This window comes from Microbacterium fluvii, from assembly GCF_025515205.1.
Classification (GTDB): Bacteria; Actinomycetota; Actinomycetes; order Actinomycetales; family Microbacteriaceae; genus Microbacterium; species Microbacterium fluvii.
The window spans coordinates 1,359,975-1,381,243 of the sequence record NZ_JAOPFX010000001.1; the positions used below are offsets into that span (position 1 = coordinate 1,359,975).

Below are 21,269 nucleotides of genomic sequence, written 5' to 3' on the forward strand. Positions count from 1 at the left end.
AAGCGGATGCCGTCAGCGCGGCAGATCGATGGCGCCCGTCTGCACGAGGCGCACGGTGCTGACCTCGCGCCCCATCAGCCGGTGCGCGAGGTGGAGGAAGTCGTCGGCGGAATCGCCCGTGGCCTCGTAGTCGTGCGCGGCCACGGCGTCGGGGCCGGCGAGCAGGTCGCGCGAGACGAGTTGGCGGTAGACGTCTTTGGCCGTCTCGGTGTCGCTCGAGACCAGCGACACGTCGGGGCCCATCACATAGCTGATCGCACCCTCCAGGAACGGATAGTGGGTGCAGCCGAGCACGAGCGTGTCGACGCCGGCGTGCCGAAGCGGTGCCAAGTACTCCTCGGCCACCGCCAGCACCTCCGGCGAGTCGGTGATGCCGGCCTCGACGAACTCGACGAATCGCGGGCACGCCTGGGCAAACACCTGCAGGTTCTCGTTGACTTCGAGCATGTCCTGGTAGGCCCGGGAGCCGATCGTGCCCGTCGTGCCGATCACCCCGATGCGGCCGTTGCGCGTCGTCGACATCGCCGTCCGCACGGCGGGGCCGATCACCTCGACCACCGGCACGTCGTAGCGCTCGCGCGCATCGCGCAGCATGGCGGCCGACGCGGTGTTGCAGGCGATCACGAGCATCTTCACGCCCTCGTCGACGAGGGTGTCGAGCACTTCGAGGGCGTAGCGGCGCACGTCGGCGATCGGCTTGGGGCCGTAGGGCGAGTGCGCCGTGTCGCCGATGTACCGGAGGGATTCGCGCGGCAGCTGGGCCGAGATCGCGCGTGCGACGGTGAGCCCGCCGACGCCGGAGTCGAAGATTCCGATCGGGGCGTCGTCCACGTCCCCAGCCTACGCCAGCGGGTACGCCCGCCCACGTCAGTAGGCTGACCGCATGAGCGCCTCCACCGCCCTGCTCACCGACCGCTACGAGCTCACGATGCTCGACGCCGCGCTGCGCGACGGCACCGCACAGCGTCGCTGCGTCTTCGAGCTGTTCGCGCGGCGCCTGCCCGGCGGCCGCCGCTTCGGGGTCGTGGCCGGCACCGGCCGGCTGCTGTCACTGCTGAGGGAGTTCTGCTTCGGCGACGACGAGCTGAAGTTCCTGCGCGACGAGAAGGTCGTGGATGCCGCGACCGTCTCGTTCCTCGAGGGCTATCGCTTCTCGGGCACGATCACCGGATATCGGGAGGGCGAGCTGTACTTCCCCGGGTCGCCCGTGCTCACGGTGGAAGGGACGTTCGCCGAGGCGGTGATCCTCGAGACACTCGCGCTGAGCGTGCTCAACCACGACTCGGCCATCGCCACCGCCGGGGCACGCATGAGCATCGCTGCGGGAGATCGGCCACTGGCGGAGATGGGCTCGCGCAGAGCCGGCGAGTCCTCCGCCGTCGCCGCGGCCCGCGCGGCCTACATCACCGGCTTCGGCGCGACGAGCAACCTCGAGGCAGGACGCCGGTGGGGCGTTCCGACGATGGGCACGGCTGCTCACGCCTGGACGCTGCTGCACGACTCGGAAGAAGACGCCTTCCGCGCGCAGGTCGAAGCGCTCGGCACCGACACGACCCTGCTCGTGGACACCTACGACATCGCCGAGGGCGTGGCCACCGCCGTCCGCGTGGCCGGCACGGCCCTCGGCGGCGTGCGCATCGACTCGGGCGATCTGCCGATCGTCGCCGCACAGGTGCGCGAGCAGCTCGACGCGCTGGGGGCCTCGCAGACCCGCATCACGGTGACCAGCGATCTCGACGAGTACGCGATCGCCGCACTCGCCGCCTCCCCGGTCGACGCCTACGGCGTGGGCACCTCGCTCGTCACCGGCTCGGGCACGCCCACCGCCGGCATGGTGTACAAGCTCGTCGCCCGGCAGGATGCCGCAGGCGGCTGGGTCTCGGTGGCGAAGGCCTCGGCCGACAAAAGCTCGAAGGGCGGTCGCAAGGCCGCCTTCCGCACCCTCGACGCCGGCACCGCGACGAGCGAGCTCATCGCGGTCTCGGACGGCTTCGAACAGCTCGAGACGGCAGCGGCCCATCCCGACGCGCGCGCCTTGCAGACGCAGCTGGTGGTCGAGGGCGAGATCGACACCACCGCGGAGGGGGCCGACGGCGTCGCGGTCGCCCGTGCGCACCACGCCAGGGTGCGCGAGGAACTGCCGGTCAGGGCGCTCGCGCTCAGCCGATCGGACCCGGCGATACCCACGGTCTACATCGACGCGTGAGGGCTCAGCCGACCATCGATTCGTAGATCTCTTTGCAGGTGGGGCACACCGGGAACTTCTCCGGATCGCGACCGGGGGTCCACTTCTTCCCGCAGAGTGCTCGCACGGGCTTGCCGGTCAGCGCCGACTCGAGGATCTTGTCCTTCTTCACGTAGTGCGAGAAGCGCTCGTGATCCCCCGGTTCGATCTGCTCTTCCTGGAGGAGCTCTTCGAGCTCGCGGTCGAGCGTGGCCAGTCCGCCCTGATCGGGGCTGTCTCCGGGGGTGCTCATGCCAGCCAGTGTAGCCGCCGGGCCCGCACCGAGGGCGGCTCAGGTCGACTCCGCGAACTCCATGATCCTGCCCGCACGCCGGCGGAAAACGACCGAGCCGATCGCGATGCCGGCCACGAGCGTGCCGACTCCGATGCCGATGCCCGCCCACATCGCGGACTCGGCCGCCTCGATGTCGTCGGTCAGCGCGATCCAGGCCCACCAGAGGGCCGGGGCGCACAGCGCGAGCGAGCCGAGCATCACCAGCGCCTGCGCGATGCCACCCGCCGAATCGAACCGCTGCGGCTGTCGAAAGGGGCTCTCCCCCGGCGGGGAGACGGCATACGGCGCTGCAGCCGACGCGATGCTCGAAAGCCCGAGGCCCGCACCGAAGAGCCCCGTGCACACCCCGATCATCGCGGGCAGCAGCGCCCACCTCCCGTGCACCGAGATCGCCAGCGGCATGACCACCGCCAGCGCGGGAAGGCCCACGAGCAGCACCGGCACGAGCCGCCCGACCCGATCCGAGACGCCTCGCACTCCCGCCGAGATGTGCATCCAGACCGCGGTCGAGTCATAGGCGAGATCGTTGTGCGGCAGCCAGCCCAGGAAAAGAGCGATGAAGGGCACCGGGATCAGTGCGACCGTCTGCAGCGGCACGCCCACGATCAACAGCGGCGCCATCGTCAGTGCGGCGGTGATCGGCACCACGACGAGATTCACGACGTAGCGGCGGTCGCGCAGCCAGTACATGAGGCTGCGCGCCGCGATGGCGCCGCCGGGGGTGCCGGGGGCGACGGCGAACCAGCCCAGCCCTCCGCGCTCTCGCGTGGCTCGTGGGCGCTCGGTCGTGGTCAGCAGCACCCGCACCAGCAGCATCCACACCAGCCACAGCACTACAGGCGATCCGATCGCCACCACTGCCGGCACCGTCGGATCTGCGCCCTCCGCGACGACGGCGGGAATCGCCCACGCCGCACCGAGCGGTGTGACCGCGAGCACATCGACGGCCTCGCTGAGCTGACTGGGCACCGTGCCATGCCAGTCGAGCGATGCGAGGAACACCCCCACCGGCACGACGACCACCACGATCGTCAGCGCGAACAGCCCCGACAGCTCGCGCGAGCGACGCTCGCGCAGGAACAGTGCCGTCAGTGCCATGCAGACCCGCGCCAGCAGCACGCACACGGCGATGCCGAGCGCCACGCTGACCCCGGCCAGCAGGGGCGAGACCCCGCGCTCGGTCCAGACGATCGCGACGCAGATGCCGACGGCGAGAACCACGAGCACCGGCACGCTCAGCGCGCCCGCCAGCGCGAGCGCCGCCGCGAGGCGTCGGGGGGCCAGTCCCAGCACAGCGAAGCGGCGCGGGTCGAGGGGGTCTTCGACCGCCGCGACGAGCGGCGCGAGGGCGAAGCCGAAGGCGACCGCCGATCCGCCCAGCACCGTCACGACGCGCACCACCTCGTCATCGTCTCCGCTCAGCCCCAGGACGGCCCAGCACGCGGCGCCGGTGGCGGCCATCAGCAGCACGAGGCCGGTGACCACCCTGGCGACGTGCCGGGCGTCGCCCCGCAGCGTGCCGATCAGCAGATCGAATCTCAGCCGGAGAACGTGTGCAGCCATTCCAGGCCCTCCACGTCGCTGAGGCCCCCGGCGAGCTCGACGAAGCGCTGCTCGAGTGTCAGCTCGCCGCGGACATCGTCGACCGTTCCCTCGGCCAGCACCTGTCCGGCCACGATGACCGCGACTCGAGTGCACACGCGTTCGACGAGGTCCATGCCGTGACTGGAGAGGATCACCGTGCCGCCGTGGGCGACGTAGGTCGACAGGATGTCGAGGATGACGGCGCTGGAGACGGGATCGACCGCTTCGAACGGCTCGTCGAGCACCAGCACGCGCGGCGAATGGATCATGGCGCCGGCGAGCATGATCTTCTTGAGCATGCCTGCCGAGTAGTCCGAGACGACTCGGCCCAGCGCATCGGCGAAGTCGAAGGCGCGCGCGAGATCGGCAGTGCGGCTCTCGACCACGGCGGGCCGCAGGCCCCGCAGCACGCCGTAGTAATAGAGCAGCTGCCGACCGGTGAGTCGATCGAACGTCCGCAGACGGTCGGGCAGCACGCCCAGCATCCGTTTCGCGCCGACCGGATCGGATGCCGCATCCACACCGGCGACGGTGAGTCGGCCGGCGTCTGGCCGAAGGAGGCCGGCGATCATCGAGAGCGTGGTGGTCTTTCCTGCGCCGTTCGGACCCACGAGACCGTAGAAGGTGCCCGCCGGTACTGTCAGGTCGATGCCGTCGACGGCGCGTGTCTCGCCGAACGACTTCGTGATGCCGCGCAATGCCAGTGCCGGCTCTCCGTCGGTCGCCGCAGGCGCCGTGAACACTTCGGCGACATCGTCGGCGTGGTCCGGGTTCGCCGCAGGCTGCGGCGCACCCGGCTCGATCTCGGGCAGTGTGTCGACTACGCCATCGGGCTCGACTGCGGCGTCGGGCTCGACTGCGGCCGCGGCTGCCGCCTGAATCCCGATCTCGACGTCGGCTTCGGGCGCGACCTCGGTCTCCGGGGCGGGTGTCGACGACTCCGGCAGCGGCGGCTGCGGAGGGATCTCCGGCAGCGGGAGCGGCGGCTGCGGAGGGATGTCCCGCGGCGGGAGCGGCGGCTTCGGGGGGATCACGAGGTCGGCCTCGGGAACGGTCGGCGTGGTCGCGGAACCCCCGGTCGACCCGGACTTCTTCTTCGGGGCCGGACGCGCAGCGGCCGGCTTGCGCTTCTTCGCCGGCGCCTTTCCCGCGCGCTGCGGCGCGATCCGCTTCGCAGCGGCCTCCGCCGCCACCTCGGGCTCGGTCTCATCGGGCTCGGAGGGCAGCGGGAGGGACGGCGTCACCGATCCAAAGTATCAACCGGAACCGGCACCGGCCAGGCTTGACGGACGGCCCGGAGTATGCCACCGCAGATCACGAAACCGCAACGGGCTGCCGCCGTTCTGGGCCTTCCCAGCCAGCGCCGCTAGCATGGGCGATGGCACGAGGGAGTGTCACATCGGTGAACACACCGCGACTTTCCCCACTTCAGGAGCAGATCCGTGACCATCCAGACCGTCATCCTCGCCGCAGGCATGGGCTCTCGGCTCGGACGCAGCCTGCCCAAGCCGCTCACTCAGCTCGGCGACGGCCGCAGCATCATGCAGCAGCAGCACGACAACATCCGCGCAGCCTTCGGCCGCGACGCCCGGATCACCGCTGTCGTCGGCTACCGCGCCGAGACGATCGTGGAGGCCTTCCCCTCCGCCGATTATGTCTACAACGACCGGTACGACCAGACGAACACCTCGAAGAGCCTGCTGCGCGCGCTCAGCGCGACCGGCAAGGCCGGAGTGCTCTGGATGAACGGCGATGTCGTCTTCGACCCCCGCGTCCTGGGACGTGCGATCGCGCTCATCGAGCAGCAGCAGTCGTTCGTCACGGTGAACACGTCCAAGGTCAGCGATGAAGAGGTCAAGTACACGGTGGATGCCGGTGGGCACATCGACGCGCTGTCGAAGACGGTCGTCGGGGGCATCGGCGAGGCCGTGGGCATCAACTACATCTCCGCGGCCGACAAGCGCGCCTTCGTACGGCACCTGCACCGCGTCGATGATCAGGACTACTTCGAGCGCGGTCTCGAACTCGCGATCGCCGAAGACGGGCTCAAGCTGCGCCCGCTCGACATCTCAGACCTGTACGCCGTCGAGGTCGACTTCGCCGAAGACCTCGAGCGCGCGAACCTGTTCGTCTGACGGCGGTCATCCAGCAAAGGCGCGGCGGCCGCGCATAGGATCGCACGCGTGGCAGAGAAGGTGCATCGCATCCACTCCCTCCCCGGTGACGCGCCGTGGGCAGGGGGTCTGCCGCCTGCGGGGTCGGACGAGCACCCGCTGACCGTGCGGGCCCTGGACCGCGTGCTCGCCGTGCAGCGACCCGCCGTGCTGGCGCACCTGCGCAGCATCCGCCTGCGACACCCCGGTGCGGGGCCGGCCGAGATCATCCGGCTGCTCGAGCGGCGTTACCTCGCCGCCGTGACCACCGGCGGCGCGGCCGTGGGCGCGACCGCCGTCGTCCCCGGGATCGGCACGGGCATCACCCTCACCCTGAGCGGTGTCGAGACCCTGGGATTTCTCGAGGCGTCGGCGCTGTTCGCCCAGTCGATCGCCGAAGTGCACGGCATCCCCGTCGCCGATCCCGATCGCGCTCGCGCGCTCGTGATGACCCTGCTGCTCGGCAGAGAAGGGGTCGACCTCGTCGCACAGCTCGCCGGGCAGGCCACGGGTCGCGGGCCGACACGGTCGGCGTACTGGGGCGAACTGGTCACCAGCACCCTGCCGCGGGCAGCGGTCGGACCGATGGTCGATCAGCTCAAGCGCGCATTTCTGCGCCATTTCGCGACCCGCGGCGGTGCATCGTTCATCGGCAAGGCGCTTCCCTTCGGCATCGGCGCCGCCGTGGGCGGCGCGGGCAACCACGTGCTCGGGCGCCGCGTCGTGGTCAACTCACGACGTGCGTTCGGGATCCCGCCGCTCGTGCTGCCACCGGAGACCGCTCCCCGTGAGGGGGCGACGAAGGTCGAGCTCAGCGCGGGGCGCGGCATCCGCCGCATCGGCGGGGCGGTGGTCGGCGGCATCGCGACCGGTGCGACCGCGGCCGGCGGTGCCGTCAAGAAGGCGGCGGCCGGGGTCGGTCGACGACGGGAGGTCACACCCCCATCGGACGACGACGCGGCCGCGCCCGGCGACTCCTCCCCATCTCGTCGTTAGTTCGGATTCTCCCCCGTCATCCGCATTCCGGCGCAACCGGACGCCTGCGGCGTCGGCTGCCGCTCCTAGCGTGCGGACATGCTCAGAGCGCTCGAATCCCCCGCCCCCGTCCGTCCGGTGCCCTGGCGCGCGGAGCGCGCCGCCGGAGCGCATCCCCGCGTGATCAACGCCGGCCGAGAGCCGCTAGATTTCGTGCGCGCGTTCATCGACGCCGCCCCCGTGCGCGCCACGGAGCACTGGGGCCAGGTGCTGCCGGGCGAAGCGATCGAGATCTGCCTGTGCGACGCCGACGTCGAGCGCACCGAGGCGATCGTCACGATCGCCTGGTTCCAGCCACGCGACGGCCTCGAGTACCTGTGGCGGCTCGTGCTGTGATGCGCCGGCCCGCACAGTGGGAAGATGGCGATATGGGAATCACGGCGCACCGCCCAGAAGACCCGACGGAATGGGCAGGACTGCCCAGCGAGCCCGTGCGGCGCACGACGCCCGCCGAGCAGCTCGACGCCGCGATCGAGGACGACGGCATGGGGCTCGTCACCGGAGGAGACGTGTCGTGGGTCGCCGTGCCCCTTGCCCCGCCTGCTGACGGTTCCGACGCCTCCGACCGGCCGGGTCCCCCGCGCTGACGCCTCCTCCACGGCCCGCACTTTCGACGGGTAGTGCCAGGATCCGCCGGCTCGCCCGCTCCAGGCCGCGGCGGAGTCCCACCATGGCGGGATGACCTCACCACCACCCGTCGTTCTGACATCGGCGACCGCCGCGGACTTCCTGGCCTCACTGCCGGCTCTCGCCGGCTGCACGACACGCGAGTCGCTGCTGATCGTGCCCTTCCACGGCCGCCGCACGCTCGGGGTCATGCGCTTCGATCTGCCCCAGCCCGACGACCCGAGCGTCCTGGACCACCTCGCCGCCGTCGCGATCGGGATGCTCTCGCGCATGTCCACGTGCGATGGCGCGGCCCTCGTCGTCTACTGCGGCATCGACTTCCCCACGGCGTGGCGGCGGTGGGAGCCCCTGCACCGCACGCTCGGCGGGCGCCTCGACGAAGCGGGCTTCGCTGTCATCGACGCGCTGTGCGTCGCGAACGACGGCTGGGGCAGCCGCTCCGCCCCGGTCGTGCCGCCCGGCGGCAGGCCGCTGCGCGAGATCGACGACAGCGAGATGACCGCCGCGCTGGCCGCGCACGGGCTGGCGGGACGACCAGGAGAGTACGACGCCGACGCGCAGCTGCCGCCTCCGGAGCGCAGCCGCGCAGCGCGGCTGGGCGAAGCGGTGGCGCGGCTGGCGGAACACGGGGAGGAGGTGGATGCCTTCGGCATCGTCTCCGCCGCTGGAACCGTCGACCCGGTCGCACTCGTCGAACGCCTGCTCCCGCGCGCGTCGCAATCCGGCCCGCTGCGCGAGCTCGCCCACCTGGTTGCGGCCTGCACCGTGCCGGCGACGCGCGATCAGATCATCCTGCAGATCGCGTTCGGCCAGGACATGTCACGGCGCGTCGCCCGCACGCACGCGCACCTGCACGACCTGCAGGCCCGAACGGGGGCATCGATGGACGACGTGGTGGCGAGCGAGACCGCGCAGGGCCGACCGCCGTTCGGGGACGATGGGACGCTGCTGATGGGGAGATCCGACCGGATTCCCGACGCGGAGCGCCTGCGGCAGGGCATCGCCCTGCTGCGACACGCGGCGGCGCACGTCGAGGGCCGTCACCGCGCCGGCGCGCTGTGCGTGCTCGCCTGGCTGAACTGGGCGATGGGCCGCTCGACCGTCGCGCTGCGCCATGTCGAGCAGGCCATGACGGCCGACCCTGCGCTCACGATGGCCCCGCTGCTGCGGCGGCTGTTCGACAGCGGCACCCTGCCCGACTGGGTATACCGATGTCGCGACGACGCGGCCGCGCCCGAGCAGATGCCCCGTCGCGCATAAGCTCTCACCGTGGCCCCCGCTCTCATCACGCTTCTGCTGCTCAACGCCCTGTTCAATGCGGTCGTGTGGCCGCGCTTCTACGGCCGGGTCGCCAAGGATGCACGTGCACGGGATGCCGACGGCAAGCCCACCGCGTTCCTCATCGTGCATGCCGTGCTGATCGGGACGGCGCTGCTGCTGGCCGTGGTCTCGGCCGTGGTGGCGGTGGCCGCGATCTTCACCGGCGTGTGATGCGCTGAACCGGATCCGCGCGCGGCACGCCCCGCTGTCCTACTCTCGGATCATGGACAGCACCCTCGCGTGCCTCGCGGCGTGGATGCCGCAGCAGCGGTGGTACGGCGCGAAGGGGCGCCGACCGCACCTGCGGCTGGTGTCGTGGTGGGACCACGAGAGCCACGAGGAGTCGGTGCGCGTGCGCACCTATCTCATCGCCGACGAGGGGGCGCTGCCTCCCGTGCTCTATCAGGTGCCGATCGTCGCACGCGAGACGGCGGGTGTCGACGCGTCGGGTCCCGCCGTCATCGGCAGCCCGGAGCCGGGGACGACACTCATCGACGGCCCTCACGACCCCGCGTACACCCGGGCGCTCCTGCGTCTCATCGCGACCGGGGCCACCGCCCGCGGACCGCATACCGGTGCGAGCGGCCATCCGCTCACCGGTGCAGCGATGACGCCGCACAGCGCCTCGGTGCTCACCGGTGAGCAGTCGAACACATCCATCGTGTACGACGCAGACGGGGGCGCCGCACCCGTCATCTGCAAGGTCTACCGCCAGCTGCAACCGGGCCTGAATCCCGATATCGAACTGCAGACGGCGCTCGCGCGTGCGGGCTCGCCCCATGTGCCTGCTGTCTTCGGTCACCTCGAGGGCGCCTGGCCCGACCCGGCGGGAGGCGGAACCGTGAAGGGCTCGCTCGCCTTCGCGCAGGAGTTCGTCGCCGGTGCGCAGGACGCGTGGCGGGTCGCCCTGCGCACCGCGGCCGCCGGCCGGGGCTTCGAGGACGACGCGCGCACCTTGGGCGCTGCGACGGCAGAGGTGCATCGCACCCTCGCCCGCGTGCTGCCCACTGTGGAACCCACGTCGGGCGACCGCGATGCCGTCGCCGAGGCATGGCGCAGGCGGCTCACCATCGCCATCGCGGAGGTGCCGGATCTCGCCGATCGACGCGGCGCCATCCAGGATGTCTACGACCGTGCCCTCGGTGCGTCGTGGCCGCGGCTGCAGCGGATCCACGGCGACTACCACTTGGGACAGGTGCTGCGGGTGCCGGGTGGGCAATGGATCCTGCTCGACTTCGAGGGCGAGCCGATGCGGCCGATGCGCGAGCGGCTGCTGCCCGACCTCGCCCTGCGCGACGTCGCGGGCATGCTCCGCTCGTTCGACTACGTGGCAGGCTCACTCCGCCTCTCCGTCGCCGAGCACGCCGGGGGCGACCGTCGAGCCAGGGAGTGGGCGGCGACGGCCCGCGCCGCCTTCCTCGGCGGGTACGCGGCAGCATCCGGTGCGCCCCCCGGCGACCACCGTGAGCTCCTCGCGGCGCTCGAGCTCGACAAGGCCGTGTACGAGGCGATCTACGAGGCGCGCAACCGCCCTTCGTGGGTCGCGATCCCGCTGCGGGCGGTCGCGAGTCTGTCCGGGTCGTTCTGAGAGTCGGCACAGCCGCGGTGGCTACCCTGGATCGCCTATGACCAGTTCGACACCCACGCCGCCCGCACGCAGCGCCACAGGCCGTCTGCGCAGTCTCGACGGCATCCGGGGGCTCGCAGCGACCGCGGTGCTGCTGCATCACTGGCTGCTCATCGCCGCCCCCTGGCTGAGCGGGACCGTGGTGTGGGCGTGGATCTCGCAGTCGCCGGCGAAGATCTTCACGGTGGGCACGGAGGCGGTGCTGATCTTCTTCGTGCTGTCGGGGCTCGTCGTCGTGCTGCCGGTGTTCAAGCCGGGCTTCTCCTGGACGGGCTTCCTGGCGGCGCGGGTCGTGCGGCTGTACGGCCCGGTGATCGTCGCGCTGCTGTTCGCGGCGGCGCTCATCATGCTCGTGCCGCGCACCGCCGCGATGCCCGAGGGGTCCTGGATGGCCGACACCCACGCCACCAGCGTCGCGCTGCCCGCGCTTGTCGAGCAGATCACGCTGCTGCCGCATCAGTATCCGCTGGACAATCCGCTGTGGTCGCTGCGCTGGGAGGTGATCTTCTCGGTGCTGCTGCCGATCGCCGTCGCCATCGCACTGCTCGTGCGCCGCTGGTCGTTCGCCGCCGCGCTGCTGTGCTGCGCGCTCAGCGTCGTCGGCCGCATCACCGGGCTGAGCATCATGCTCTACCTGCCGCTCTTCCTCATCGGCACGATCATGGCCACGCGTCTTCCCGAACTGCTGGCGTGGGCCCACCGCCCGCGGCCGCGCTGGTTCTGGCCGCTGTTCACCGTCGCCAGCCTGGCGCTTCTGACGGCCAGCTGGCTGTGTCGCCCGTTCGCGCCCGCCGGGACCGAGCTCAGTGAAGCGCTGTGGGCGCTGGCGGCGCCTGGGGCGGCGGGGGTCGTGCTCGTCGGTCTCGGCTGGCCGGCTGCCGGCGTGGTCCTGCGCACGCGCGTCGTGCAGTGGCTGGGCAAGGTGTCGTTCAGCCTCTACCTCGTGCACGTGCCGATCCTCGCCACCCTCGCCTACGCGTTCGGCTCGGAGAACTGGGGTCTCGTGGGGCTCGTCGGCATCCCGCTGAGCTTCCTGGTGGCCTGGGGGTTCTATCACCTCATCGAAGCTAAGCTTCATCGAGTGGCGCGCCGCGTGCAGCAGAGCGTTGCCGCACGTGCGCGCAGCAGGGTCGTCGATCCGCTGACCTGACACCGCCCTGCGCGAACCGACTGATCGCAGCTCAGACAGGACCCATCCACTCTTCATGCCTCTTCCTCTCCCCTCGGCCCTCGCCCGCCCGCTCAGGATCCTGGCGCGCACCGCGAAGTCGGAGCGCCTGGCAGCCGCGCGCACCCGCGCGATCCGGCCCCGCACCGTGCTCTACGAGTCGTTCGGCGGCAACGGCGCGCTGTGCAACCCCGAGGCGATCTTCCGCGGGCTCCTGGCCGATCCGGACTTCACCGACCTCTCGCACGTGTGGGCGGTGCGACCGGGTACGGCAGACGAGCTGCGGGCCGAGTTCGCCGGCGCCGAGAACGTGACCTTCGTCGAACGCGACAGTGCGGACTACTGGGAAGCGCTGTCGACGGCGCGCTACCTGATCAACAACGCGACCTTCCCGCCGCAGTTCGGAAAGCGCCGAGGCCAGGTGTACGTCAACACCTGGCACGGCACACCGCTCAAGCTGATGGGCTTCGATATGCCCGGGGGCGCCTGGGAGTCCGCGAACACGCTGCGCAACTTCCTCTCGGCCGACTTCCTGCTGGCAGCCAACCCGTTCATGGCCGAGACCATGTACGAAGGGGCCTACCAGCTGCGCAATCTCTATCAGGGGCTGATCGTCGAGGAGGGCTACCCCCGCATCGACCGCCAGCGACTGACGGATGCCGATTCCCGCGCTCTTCGCTCCGTGCTGTCCGCCCGTCTCGGCGCCGAACTGGCGGACGATCGCATCGTGCTGTTCGCGCCGACCTGGCGTGGCGCGTCGTTCGCGTCGCCCGATGCCGACCTCGAGCGGCTCGCGGCGCAGGTCGCGAGCCTGCGCAGCGAGCTCGGCGACGGCGTGCAGGTGCTGCTGAAGACCCACCAGGTCGTCCATGACCTCGCCGCGCGGGTGCCGGCGCTGCGCGACGTGCTCGTTCCGAACTCGATCCCCTCCAATGTGCTGCTCGGCGCGGCCGACGCCCTCGTCACGGACTACTCGTCGATCTTCTTCGATTACCTCGCGACGGGTCGCCCGATCGGCTTCCTCGTGCCGGACGACGCCGAGTACGAGGCGCAGCGCGGCACGTACATGAGCCTCGATGAGCTCCCCGGCCCGGTGGAGCGCGACGCCTCCGTGCTCGGCCGACGGCTGCGCGGCCTCCTGAACGGGGAGGATCCGCAGCATCCGCGCTACATCGAGTGGGCGCAGCGATTCGTGCCCTTCGACGACGGCTCCGCCACCGCGCGGGTGATCGACGTCGTGTTCCGCGGGCGCACGGAGGGCCACCGGGTGCGCCGCGCCGCCAGCGACGACCGCCCCCGCCTGCTGCTGTACCTCGGCGGGATGCGACTGAACGGCATCACGAGTTCGGCCGTGAACCTCGTGAACACGATCGACCCGGACCGCTACGACGTCACCGTGCTCATGGCGCTGCCCCGCGGAGCCGTGACGCGCCTGAACCAGGAGCGGATCGACCCTCGGGTGCGACAGGTGTTCCGCATCGGCGGCATGAACGGCCCGAAGTACCGTCAGGTGCTGCGGCGACTGGACGACCGCAGCACAGATCCGCTCCGTGCGCATGCCCATGCCGGTCACGGCAGGCTCTGGCAGGACGAGTGGTCGCGCATCTTCGGCGCAGCGCGGTTCGACTGGATCGCCGACTTCAGCGGGTACAGCCCGTTCTGGGCGCATCTCATGCTGCACTCCCCCAGCGCCGTGCGCGCCATCTGGCTGCACAACGAGATGGCCGCAGACCGCGAGCGCAAGGTGGGCGGCAGGCAGCCGCACCGGCGCAGCCTCGGGCGCGTCTTCAGCATGTACCGCACCTACGATCAGCTCGTCTCGGTGTCGGAGCACCTCACCGCCCTCAACCGGGAGGAGCTCGCCGAGTTCGCTCCGAAGTACCACTTCCACACTGTGCGCAACCTCCCCGACCAGGGCAGGTTCGCCCAGTTGCGTCGGGAGGGCGCCGTCGCCGACGAGGTGGCAGAAGGCGAACCCGAGCCCGATTGGCTGCGGGCGCTGACCGGCGACACGCGCACGGTGCGCCGATTCGTCTCGGTGGGGCGCCTGTCGACCGAGAAGAACCACGCACGCCTGATCAGAGCTTTCGCCGACGTGCACGCCGACCACCCCGGCACTCAGCTGTTCATCGTCGGCGGCGGCCCGCTCGAGGCTGAGCTGCGCGCACAGATCGCCGCAGCGGGCCTCGGGCACGCGGTCTTCCTGACCGGCGCCCAGCACAACCCCATCGGGATCATGGACGCGTGCGACTGCTTCGTGCTCTCGAGCGAATACGAGGGTCAGCCGATGGTTCTTCTCGAGGCGGCGCAATGCGAGCTGTCGATCGTGACGACCGCCTTCGCCTCCGCGCGCGGCGCGCTCCCGGGTGAGACGATGCTCATCGTGGACAAGGACGACACCGCACTGGCGGAGGGGATGCGCGCGTTCCTGCGCGGCGACGTCGCCCCCAGCACGATCGACATCGCGCAGTACGTCGCGGCCACCCGCGGGCAGTTCGCCGCGCTCATCCCGCCGCGCTCGTCATGACAGACCCCGGCAGGGATGCCCCCGTGCCGCCCGCCGGGTCGGGGGTGAGCTTCGTCATGCCCGTGCTGAACGAACGCGACTACCTCGAGCGCGCCGTACGCACCGTGCTGGCGCAGCGGGTCGACGGACCGTCAGAGCTCGTGCTCGCGCTCGGCCCCTCCCACGACGGCACCACCGAGCTCGCCGAGCGCCTCGCGGCGGAGGATCATCGCATCCGCCTCGTCGACAATCCCGCAGCCGACATCCCGGTCGGGCTCAACCTCGCCATCCGCGCCTCGTCGCATCCGACGGTCGTGCGCGTGGATGCGCACTCCGAGCTCGAAGCGGACTACGCGAGGGCCGCCGTCGCGGTGCTCGACCGCGAACGGGCCGCCAACGTCGGCGGCGTCATGCGCGCCGACGGCCGCACTCCGTTCCAGCGCGCCGTCGCCCGCGCGTACAACTCGCCGATCGGACTGGGCGGCGGCGCCTATCACGGCGGCCATGCGGCCGGCCCCGCCGAATCCGCGTATCTGGGAGTCATGCGACGGGCCGTGCTCGAGGAGGTGGGGATGTTCGACGAATCGATCCGCCGCGGCGAGGACTGGGAGCTGAACCTCCGCATCCGCTCTGCCGGCTACCGGGTCTGGTTCGATCCCGCGCTGTCGGTGACCTACTGGCCGCGCGAGAGCTGGCCGCGGCTCGCACGGCAGTTCTTCGCGACGGGCCAGTGGCGCGGCGAGCTCGTGCGCCGGTTCGGCAGACGCAACGCCCTGCGCTTCTTCGCCCCGCCCGCCCTCGTGCTGGCGGTGGTGCTCAGCCTCGTCGTCTGGGCGCTGCAGCTGGCCGGCGTCATCGAGGGCGGCTGGTCGCTCCTGGCGTCGCTGGCCCATCTGCCCGTCGCCGCGTACGCGGTGCTGGTGATCGGCGTCGCCGTCGGCACGGGCGGAGGGCGCGGATGGCGGGACAAGGGATGGACCCTCGCGGTGCTGCCGACGATGCACCTGTCGTGGGGCGCGGGATTCCTTCTCGGGGCGGCACGCGGAGCACACGACAGCGTCGACACGTCGCGCCTCGTGCGCAATACGCCGCTTCCGTGAGCGATCAGGCCCGGACGAACCCCTGGTCGAGGATGCGCGAGACGACCCGCTCTGCCGCATGGCCGTCGTCGCGCGCGTTGAATCGGCGGCGCCACTGCGCATAGCGCGGGGCGAACTCGTCGGCGAAAGGGGCACGCAGCACGTCTTCGAGCTGCTCCTGCGTGTGCACGACGGGGCCGGGTGCGTGCGCGACGAGGTCGAAGTAGAACCCGCGCAGCTCCCCCCGGTAGTGCTCGAGATCGGGCACGAGGAAGATCATCGGCTTGCCCGTCACGCTGAAGTCGAACATCACCGACGAGTAGTCGGTGACGAGCACGTCGGCCGCCAGCAGCAGTTGCGCCATATCGGGGTAGCCGGTCACATCGATCACCCTCGCGCCCGTGGCGTCGCTCCCCGGCAGCAGGGTGCGCGAGTGTCCGCGCACCAGCACGGTGGCATCGGTCGCCGCGGCGAGGGCCGCCGGGTCGACGAAGTCGACGATCTGCTCCCGGTCGTCACGCCACGTCGGCGCGTACAGCAGCACGCGTTCGCCCGCAGGGATCCCCAGCGTCTGCCGCGCGGCCGCCGGGTCGCCGGTGACCAGCACGTCGTTGCGGGGGTAGCCCTCGACCCAGACGGGTCGCCGGCCGAACGCGTACGCACGGCTCAGGATGCGCGCCGCGTACGGGTTCTGCGCGAGCAGCACGTTCCACCGTCGCGACTCCTTGATCACAGCCCCCGCACGCCGCAGCGCGAAACCCGGACGGTGCAGCGCGAGGCGCTTGAGCGGAGTGCCGTGCCACGTCTGCACCACCACCTGCCCCGGCCTGCGGGCGAACCGTCGGCGCAGCCAGTCATTGACCACCAGCAGGCGCGCAGCGCCCCGAGCGCGCCACCACTGCGGGCTTCCCTCGACGACCGCCACCGCGCCCTCCGGCACGCCGACCGACAGATCGGTGACGCTCCAGTACCGGGTGACGCCGGGAGCGCGCCTGGCCAGCTCGCGGTCGATCGCGAGGGGATTGCACCCGGCGGATCGCCCGTAGAAGCTCTCGAAGAAGACGGCGTTCTCGAGCTCCGCGCTTCCCGTCGCATAGCGCCGCTCGAGGGCGTCCTGGGCCTCACCGGAGTCGTAGGCGGGGTCCACGGGAGGCCCGATCCGCACGATGTCGTCGGCGATCCCGGCCCGCAGTTGTTCGAACCGGGTGAGCGGAGCGGGGGCGAGGGCGGAGAGAGGCTCGCCGTCGGCGACGATCCGGTACCCGCCGGACGGGAGCGGCAGCAGCGCACCGCCCCACCGTGCCGCGCGCAGGGGCAGGTCTGCGGTCCACCCCTCGGCGCTCGCGCGCACGACACCCTCGGTCTGCGCGCGCGGACCTTCGAGGCGCACGCGCGCCGGCGGCGTACCCGTACCCGTCACCACCAGCAGGTCGTGGTCGATGTCGAAGCGCGTTCCGATCATGCGGCAGGCTCCCGCCGCAGCAGGTGCAGCACGACGCGATAGACCCGCTCCGTGCTGCCGCCGTCGCGGAAGGCGTGCACACGCGCATCGAGTTCGCGCGCCCGCGCCAGTGCGCGCTCGCGCGTCGATTCGTCGCCCAGCACCGCCGCCAGCTGCACCGCGGCCTCCTCCCAGTCGGTCGCCCACTTCTCGCCCGCGACATCGCGGTAGCGGCCGTAGAACCCCCGGCGCACACCGTACTCGTCGGCATCCGGCGCGAGGAAGACCACCGGCAGCGGCACCAGCGAGGTATCGAAGACGAGCGACGAGTAGTCGGTCACGAGCACGTCCATCGCCGGCAGCAGCGGCGTGATGTCGCGGACGAGATCGCTCGACAGGCCCCGCACGCGTGACGTCGCCGCGGGCGGCTCGTAGTCACCCGCGCCCAGAGGATGCGATCTCACGAACAGCATCGCGTCGTGCCGATCGAGCACGTCCACGATGCGGCTCCACTGCGCGGGCGTCGGCACGGCCGGGTCGGAGTCGCCGTCGCGCCACGTCGGCGCGTACAGCACGGCGCGGGTGTCGTCGGGGACAGGACCGACCAGACGCGTGAGCTCCGCCCGCGCCGCCGCGCGGCGCTCTGGCGCCGTGGCGCGCGAGAGCACGTCGACGCGGGGCTCCCCCGTGACCGGCACGCGTGCGTCCGGCAGTGCGAACGCGGATTCCAGACGGCCCCGCGCAAGATCGGAGGCCGCCGGCAGCACCGCGATGCGCCGCGTCGCCGAGCGGTACATCTCGCCCAGCACGCGGCGCACGAGCGCGGACCCCGGCAGGATGCTGCTGCGCAGCGTCTCGGGCGAGTCCAGCCCGATGCGCTTGAGCGGGATCCCGTGCCACAACTGCACGACGAGTGCGCCCGACACGGCATACCGGTTGACGTCGCCGAAGCCATGGGTCACGACCACCACGCGCGCGCGGGCCGTGCGCCAGAACCCGCGCAGCGACGTCTTGGGAAGGGTCGGGATGCCCCTCGCGCGCGCATCCGCCTCGTCGCGCGCGGAGCCGGTGAGCCAGACCATGTCGTGACGGCCGGCGGCGTGCTCCCACAGGGCCAGTGCACCGTCGCCGATCCCCGCACCGCAGCCGAACACCCAGCGGTCGTCGCTGCGAGGGATCAGAAGGGTCGCGAGGCGGCCCGCGGCGTACAGCGGGATGCTCAGCAGCTTGCTCGCATTGCCGGCACCGAACGAGAATGACGCCACCCCGCGAGCCTATCGCGGGGTGGCGTCGTGCTCCGTGCCGGGGGCTACTGCTCGAGCGTGCCCAGGGTCACCGTCGCGTCGTGGCTCTCGCCATCGCGCACGTAGGTCAGCGTCGCCTCGCTGCCTGCGGCAGCGGCGCGCACCTGCGCCGTGAGGTCGACCGAGTCGGTGATCGGCACGCCGTTGAACACCGTGATGATGTCGCCCTTCTGCAGGCCCGCCGCGGCGGCCGCGCCGCCGGCGACGGCCTCGTCGATGTAGGCGCCGGTGATCTCGGTGCCCTCGACGGATGCCGCCGACATGACGTTCGCGCCGAGAAGGCCGTGGGTGGCCGCGCCGTCGGCGATGAGCTCGTCGCTCACACGCTTGGCGATGTTCGACGGGATCGAGAAGCCGACGCCGATCGATCCGGACTGGCCGGACGACGAGTCGCTCGCCGACGCGATCGCGACGTTGATGCCGATGAGCTTGCCCTCGCTGTCGACCAGTGCGCCGCCCGAGTTTCCGGGGTTGATGGCCGCATCCGTCTGGATCACCGCGATCTTGATCGTCTCCGAGGTCGACTGCTGGCTCTGACCGTCGCCGAAGTCGAAGAAGAACGGCGAGTCGCCGCTCTCACCGCCCTGGCCGGAATCGCTGTCGCTGTCGGCCGAGTCGGGAGCGGCGGACGAGGCGATCTCGATCGAACGGTTCAGGGCGCTGACGATGCCCGTGGTCACCGTGTTCGACAGGCCGAGGGGGGCGCCGACGGCCACCGTCTCGTCGCCGACGTTCAGCGCAGACGAGTCGGCCCATTCGATGGGCGTCATGTCGGTCGCGCCCTCGAGCTTGATGACCGCCAGATCGTAGGTCGGGTCGGTGCCGACGACGGTCGCGTCGTAGACCTTGCCGTCCGACGTGGTGACGCTGATCGTGGCACTGCCGGTCGCGCCGTCGAGCGTGACGACGTGCGTGTTCGTCAGCACGTAGCCGTCGCTGGTGAGCACGACACCCGAACCGGTGCCGCCGCTGCTGCCGCTGCTGGCCGAGATCGTGACGACGCTCGGCACGACCTTCGCCGCGATGGCGGTGGTCTGATTGACCGAGTCGGTGTCGTTGACCGTGACCGTCGTGGGCCCGGAGGCCGCCGTCGAGGTGGTCTGGCCGAACACGTTGACTCCGGCATAGGCTCCGCCCAGTCCCGCCGCGCCGCCGACGAGCGCCGCAGCGACGAGGAGTCCCACCACCTTGCCCGCGCCGGACTTCTTCTCGGCCGCGGGAGCGGTGGTGACCGTCGGAGCGGTGCCGCCGACCGGCTGGCCGAATCCGCCCAGGGGCAGCGTCGGCTGGGTCTGCGACGCGGCGCCGTAGGGGGGTTGGCCGGCATAGGCGGGAGGGCGCGGGGTGCCGTAGGGCAGGGTCGGCTGAGTGCCCTGCTGCCAGCCGCCGGTGGCGGTCGGCAGCGGCGGACGCGGAGGAACGGGCTGACCCTGGGCCGTCGGATTCTGGGCCGTCGGATTCTGGGCCGTCGGGTTCTGGGGTGTCGGGTTCGCCGCTGCGGGAGGCTGAGACGCCGCCGCAGCGTCGTCGGGGGTCGACGCGGGCGTCGAGGTGTTCTCGGGACGCTCGCCCTGGGTGTCGCTCATCGTTGCTCCTTCTTCCAAGCAGGATCCACCTTGGTCGGCGATGCTGTGCGTTTCTTATGGTCGCGCCGGGACTCGACTATGCGCTGACTGCGCAGACGTCGAGTAACGTGTCGACGATGTCCGATCTTCCCGGCGCGTGGCGCCGCACGGCCGCAGGCGCGGGCCTGCTCGATGGCGACGGTCGATCCCATCCCACCATCTTCGCCGAGATGTCGGCCCTCGCGGCGCAGACCGGCGCCCTCAATCTGGGCCAGGGCTTCCCCGACGAGGACGGGCCGGCCGTCGTGCTCGAGGCGGCAAGGACCGCGATCGCCGACGGTGCCAATCAATACCCGCCAGGGCGCGGCGACGCCGTGCTGCTCGAGGCGATCGCCGCGCACCAGCGGCGCTTCTACGACCTCGCGCCCGACCCTGGCCGGGAGGTGCTCGTGACGGCCGGCGCGACCGAGGCACTGGCCGCCACGCTGCTGGCGCTCATCGACGGCCCAGACGACGAGGTCGTGGTCTTCGAGCCCTTCTACGATGCCTACGCCGCGATCGTCGCGCTCGCGGGCGCCCGCCTCGTCACGGTGGCGCTCCGCTGGCCGGACTTCCAGCCCGACCTCGAGCGCCTGCGCGACGCCGTCACCGATCGCACGAGGATCATCCTCGTCAACGACCCGCACAACCCCACCGGTGCCGTGTTCGCCCCAGAGGTGCGCAGCGAGATCGTCCGGCTGGCCGAACGCCACGACGCGATCATCGTCACCGACGAGGTCTACGAGCACCTCGTCTTCGACGGACCGCACGTGCCGATCGCCACTCACGACGGCGCGGCCGAACGCACCCTCACCATCTCGTCGGCGGGAAAGACCTTCTCGACGACCGGCTGGAAGATCGGGTGGGTGACCGGCCCCTCCGCGCTGATCGACGCTGTGCTCACCGTCAAGCAGTTCCTCACCTACGTCAACGGCTCGCCGTTCCAGCCGGCCATCGCCGCGGGGCTCGCTCTTCCCGACGCGTTCTTCACGGGCATCGCGCAGACCCTCGCCGCCAAACGCGATCTGCTCGTTGCCGGACTGCGCGCCGCCGGTCTGCCTGTCTCGATCGCGGGCGGCGGCTACTTCACCGTCGCGGACGCCGCAGGGTGCGGCGCGACGGATGCTGCGGCTTTCTGCCGCGCGCTCCCCCGACGCGCCGGTGTCGTCGCGATCCCCCTCACGGCCTTCGTGACGCCCGCGCACCGCGGCGACTACGCGACGCTCGTGCGCTTCGCCGCGTGCAAGAAGCACGACGTGCTGGCGGAGGCGTCACGTCGGCTGGCGGCGCTGGGCGCCTGAC

General features: G+C 71.3%; 19 protein-coding genes. 12 read left to right on the forward strand and 7 right to left on the reverse strand.

The window, feature by feature from the left end:
- Positions 1–12: 12 nt before the first annotated feature.
- A complete protein-coding gene (murI, locus tag OAW74_RS06320) occupies positions 13–831 on the reverse strand; it encodes a glutamate racemase (protein ID WP_262873459.1) in 819 nt (272 codons plus the stop codon).
- Positions 832–883: 52 nt separating this feature from the next.
- Here murI and OAW74_RS06325 point away from each other — a divergent pair, with 52 nt between their 5' ends.
- Positions 884–2,206 (forward strand): nicotinate phosphoribosyltransferase, encoded by a 1,323-nt coding sequence (locus OAW74_RS06325; RefSeq protein ID WP_262873460.1) that lies wholly within the window; start codon positions 884–886, stop codon positions 2,204–2,206.
- A gap of 4 nt (positions 2,207–2,210) precedes the next feature.
- Here the strand turns inward: OAW74_RS06325 and OAW74_RS06330 are convergent, their stop codons facing one another.
- The 3 genes from OAW74_RS06330 to OAW74_RS06340 are packed head-to-tail and all read right to left on the reverse strand — an operon-like array spanning position 2,211 to position 5,347.
- Positions 2,211–2,477 carry a DUF3039 domain-containing protein gene (locus tag OAW74_RS06330; RefSeq protein ID WP_262873461.1) on the reverse strand — a complete coding sequence of 89 codons (267 nt, stop codon included), beginning with the start codon at positions 2,475–2,477 and terminating at the stop codon, positions 2,211–2,213.
- Between the two features lie 39 nt (positions 2,478–2,516).
- Entirely contained in the window at positions 2,517–4,082 is a 1,566-nt protein-coding gene (locus OAW74_RS06335) for a hypothetical protein (protein WP_262873462.1), read from the reverse strand.
- Positions 4,058–5,347, reverse strand: coding sequence for an ABC transporter ATP-binding protein (locus OAW74_RS06340; RefSeq protein WP_262873463.1), 1,290 nt, complete (start codon positions 5,345–5,347; stop codon positions 4,058–4,060). Before OAW74_RS06340 ends, OAW74_RS06335 begins: the two co-directional genes overlap by 25 nt.
- A gap of 198 nt (positions 5,348–5,545) precedes the next feature.
- On the opposite strand from OAW74_RS06340, the gene OAW74_RS06345 reads away from it, so the two are divergent.
- The 10 genes from OAW74_RS06345 to OAW74_RS06390 all read left to right on the forward strand — a co-directional run bounded on the left by OAW74_RS06345 (position 5,546) and on the right by OAW74_RS06390 (position 15,639).
- On the forward strand, positions 5,546–6,238 hold the full coding sequence (locus OAW74_RS06345) for a phosphocholine cytidylyltransferase family protein (RefSeq protein WP_262873464.1): 693 nt from the start codon (positions 5,546–5,548) through the stop codon (positions 6,236–6,238).
- A 48-nt stretch (positions 6,239–6,286) separates the two neighbouring features.
- A complete protein-coding gene (locus OAW74_RS06350; protein ID WP_262873465.1) occupies positions 6,287–7,252 on the forward strand; it encodes a hypothetical protein in 966 nt (321 codons plus the stop codon).
- Positions 7,253–7,330: 78 nt separating this feature from the next.
- Positions 7,331–7,627, forward strand: coding sequence for a hypothetical protein (locus OAW74_RS06355; protein WP_262873466.1), 297 nt, complete (start codon positions 7,331–7,333; stop codon positions 7,625–7,627).
- A 32-nt stretch (positions 7,628–7,659) separates the two neighbouring features.
- Positions 7,660–7,878: a hypothetical protein gene (locus OAW74_RS06360; RefSeq protein ID WP_262873467.1), complete on the forward strand. Its 219-nt coding sequence runs from the start codon at positions 7,660–7,662 to the stop codon at positions 7,876–7,878.
- Between the two features lie 91 nt (positions 7,879–7,969).
- Positions 7,970–9,178, forward strand: coding sequence for a DUF4192 domain-containing protein (locus OAW74_RS06365; protein ID WP_262873468.1), 1,209 nt, complete (start codon positions 7,970–7,972; stop codon positions 9,176–9,178).
- A gap of 9 nt (positions 9,179–9,187) precedes the next feature.
- Positions 9,188–9,409 carry an SCO4848 family membrane protein gene (locus OAW74_RS06370; protein ID WP_262873469.1) on the forward strand — a complete coding sequence of 74 codons (222 nt, stop codon included), beginning with the start codon at positions 9,188–9,190 and terminating at the stop codon, positions 9,407–9,409.
- Positions 9,410–9,461: 52 nt separating this feature from the next.
- Entirely contained in the window at positions 9,462–10,826 is a 1,365-nt protein-coding gene (locus OAW74_RS06375) for a maltokinase N-terminal cap-like domain-containing protein (protein ID WP_262873470.1), read from the forward strand.
- Between the two features lie 37 nt (positions 10,827–10,863).
- The gene (locus tag OAW74_RS06380) at positions 10,864–12,015 is read left to right on the forward strand and encodes an acyltransferase family protein (protein WP_262873471.1); all 1,152 of its coding nucleotides are present in this window, start codon (positions 10,864–10,866) and stop codon (positions 12,013–12,015) included.
- 55 nt (positions 12,016–12,070) lie between these two features.
- Positions 12,071–14,560 (forward strand): glycosyltransferase, encoded by a 2,490-nt coding sequence (locus OAW74_RS06385; protein WP_262873472.1) that lies wholly within the window; start codon positions 12,071–12,073, stop codon positions 14,558–14,560.
- Positions 14,557–15,639 (forward strand): glycosyltransferase family 2 protein, encoded by a 1,083-nt coding sequence (locus OAW74_RS06390; protein WP_262873473.1) that lies wholly within the window; start codon positions 14,557–14,559, stop codon positions 15,637–15,639. Before OAW74_RS06385 ends, OAW74_RS06390 begins: the two co-directional genes overlap by 4 nt.
- 4 nt (positions 15,640–15,643) lie before the next feature.
- Here OAW74_RS06390 and OAW74_RS06395 read toward each other — a convergent pair whose 3' ends face one another.
- Genes OAW74_RS06395 through OAW74_RS06405 form a run of 3 tightly spaced genes read right to left on the reverse strand, consistent with a single transcriptional unit; the run spans position 15,644 to position 19,949 of the window.
- Positions 15,644–17,080, reverse strand: coding sequence for a CDP-glycerol glycerophosphotransferase family protein (locus OAW74_RS06395; protein ID WP_262873474.1), 1,437 nt, complete (start codon positions 17,078–17,080; stop codon positions 15,644–15,646).
- Positions 17,077–18,324: a CDP-glycerol glycerophosphotransferase family protein gene (locus OAW74_RS06400; RefSeq protein ID WP_262873475.1), complete on the reverse strand. Its 1,248-nt coding sequence runs from the start codon at positions 18,322–18,324 to the stop codon at positions 17,077–17,079. The genes OAW74_RS06395 and OAW74_RS06400 overlap by 4 nt, the downstream gene beginning before the upstream one ends.
- A gap of 44 nt (positions 18,325–18,368) precedes the next feature.
- Positions 18,369–19,949 (reverse strand): S1C family serine protease, encoded by a 1,581-nt coding sequence (locus tag OAW74_RS06405; protein ID WP_262873476.1) that lies wholly within the window; start codon positions 19,947–19,949, stop codon positions 18,369–18,371.
- Between the two features lie 116 nt (positions 19,950–20,065).
- Here OAW74_RS06405 and OAW74_RS06410 point away from each other — a divergent pair, with 116 nt between their 5' ends.
- Positions 20,066–21,268, forward strand: a complete 1,203-nt coding sequence (locus OAW74_RS06410; RefSeq protein ID WP_262873477.1) for an aminotransferase class I/II-fold pyridoxal phosphate-dependent enzyme — start codon at positions 20,066–20,068, stop codon at positions 21,266–21,268.
- Position 21,269: the final 1 nt, after the last annotated feature.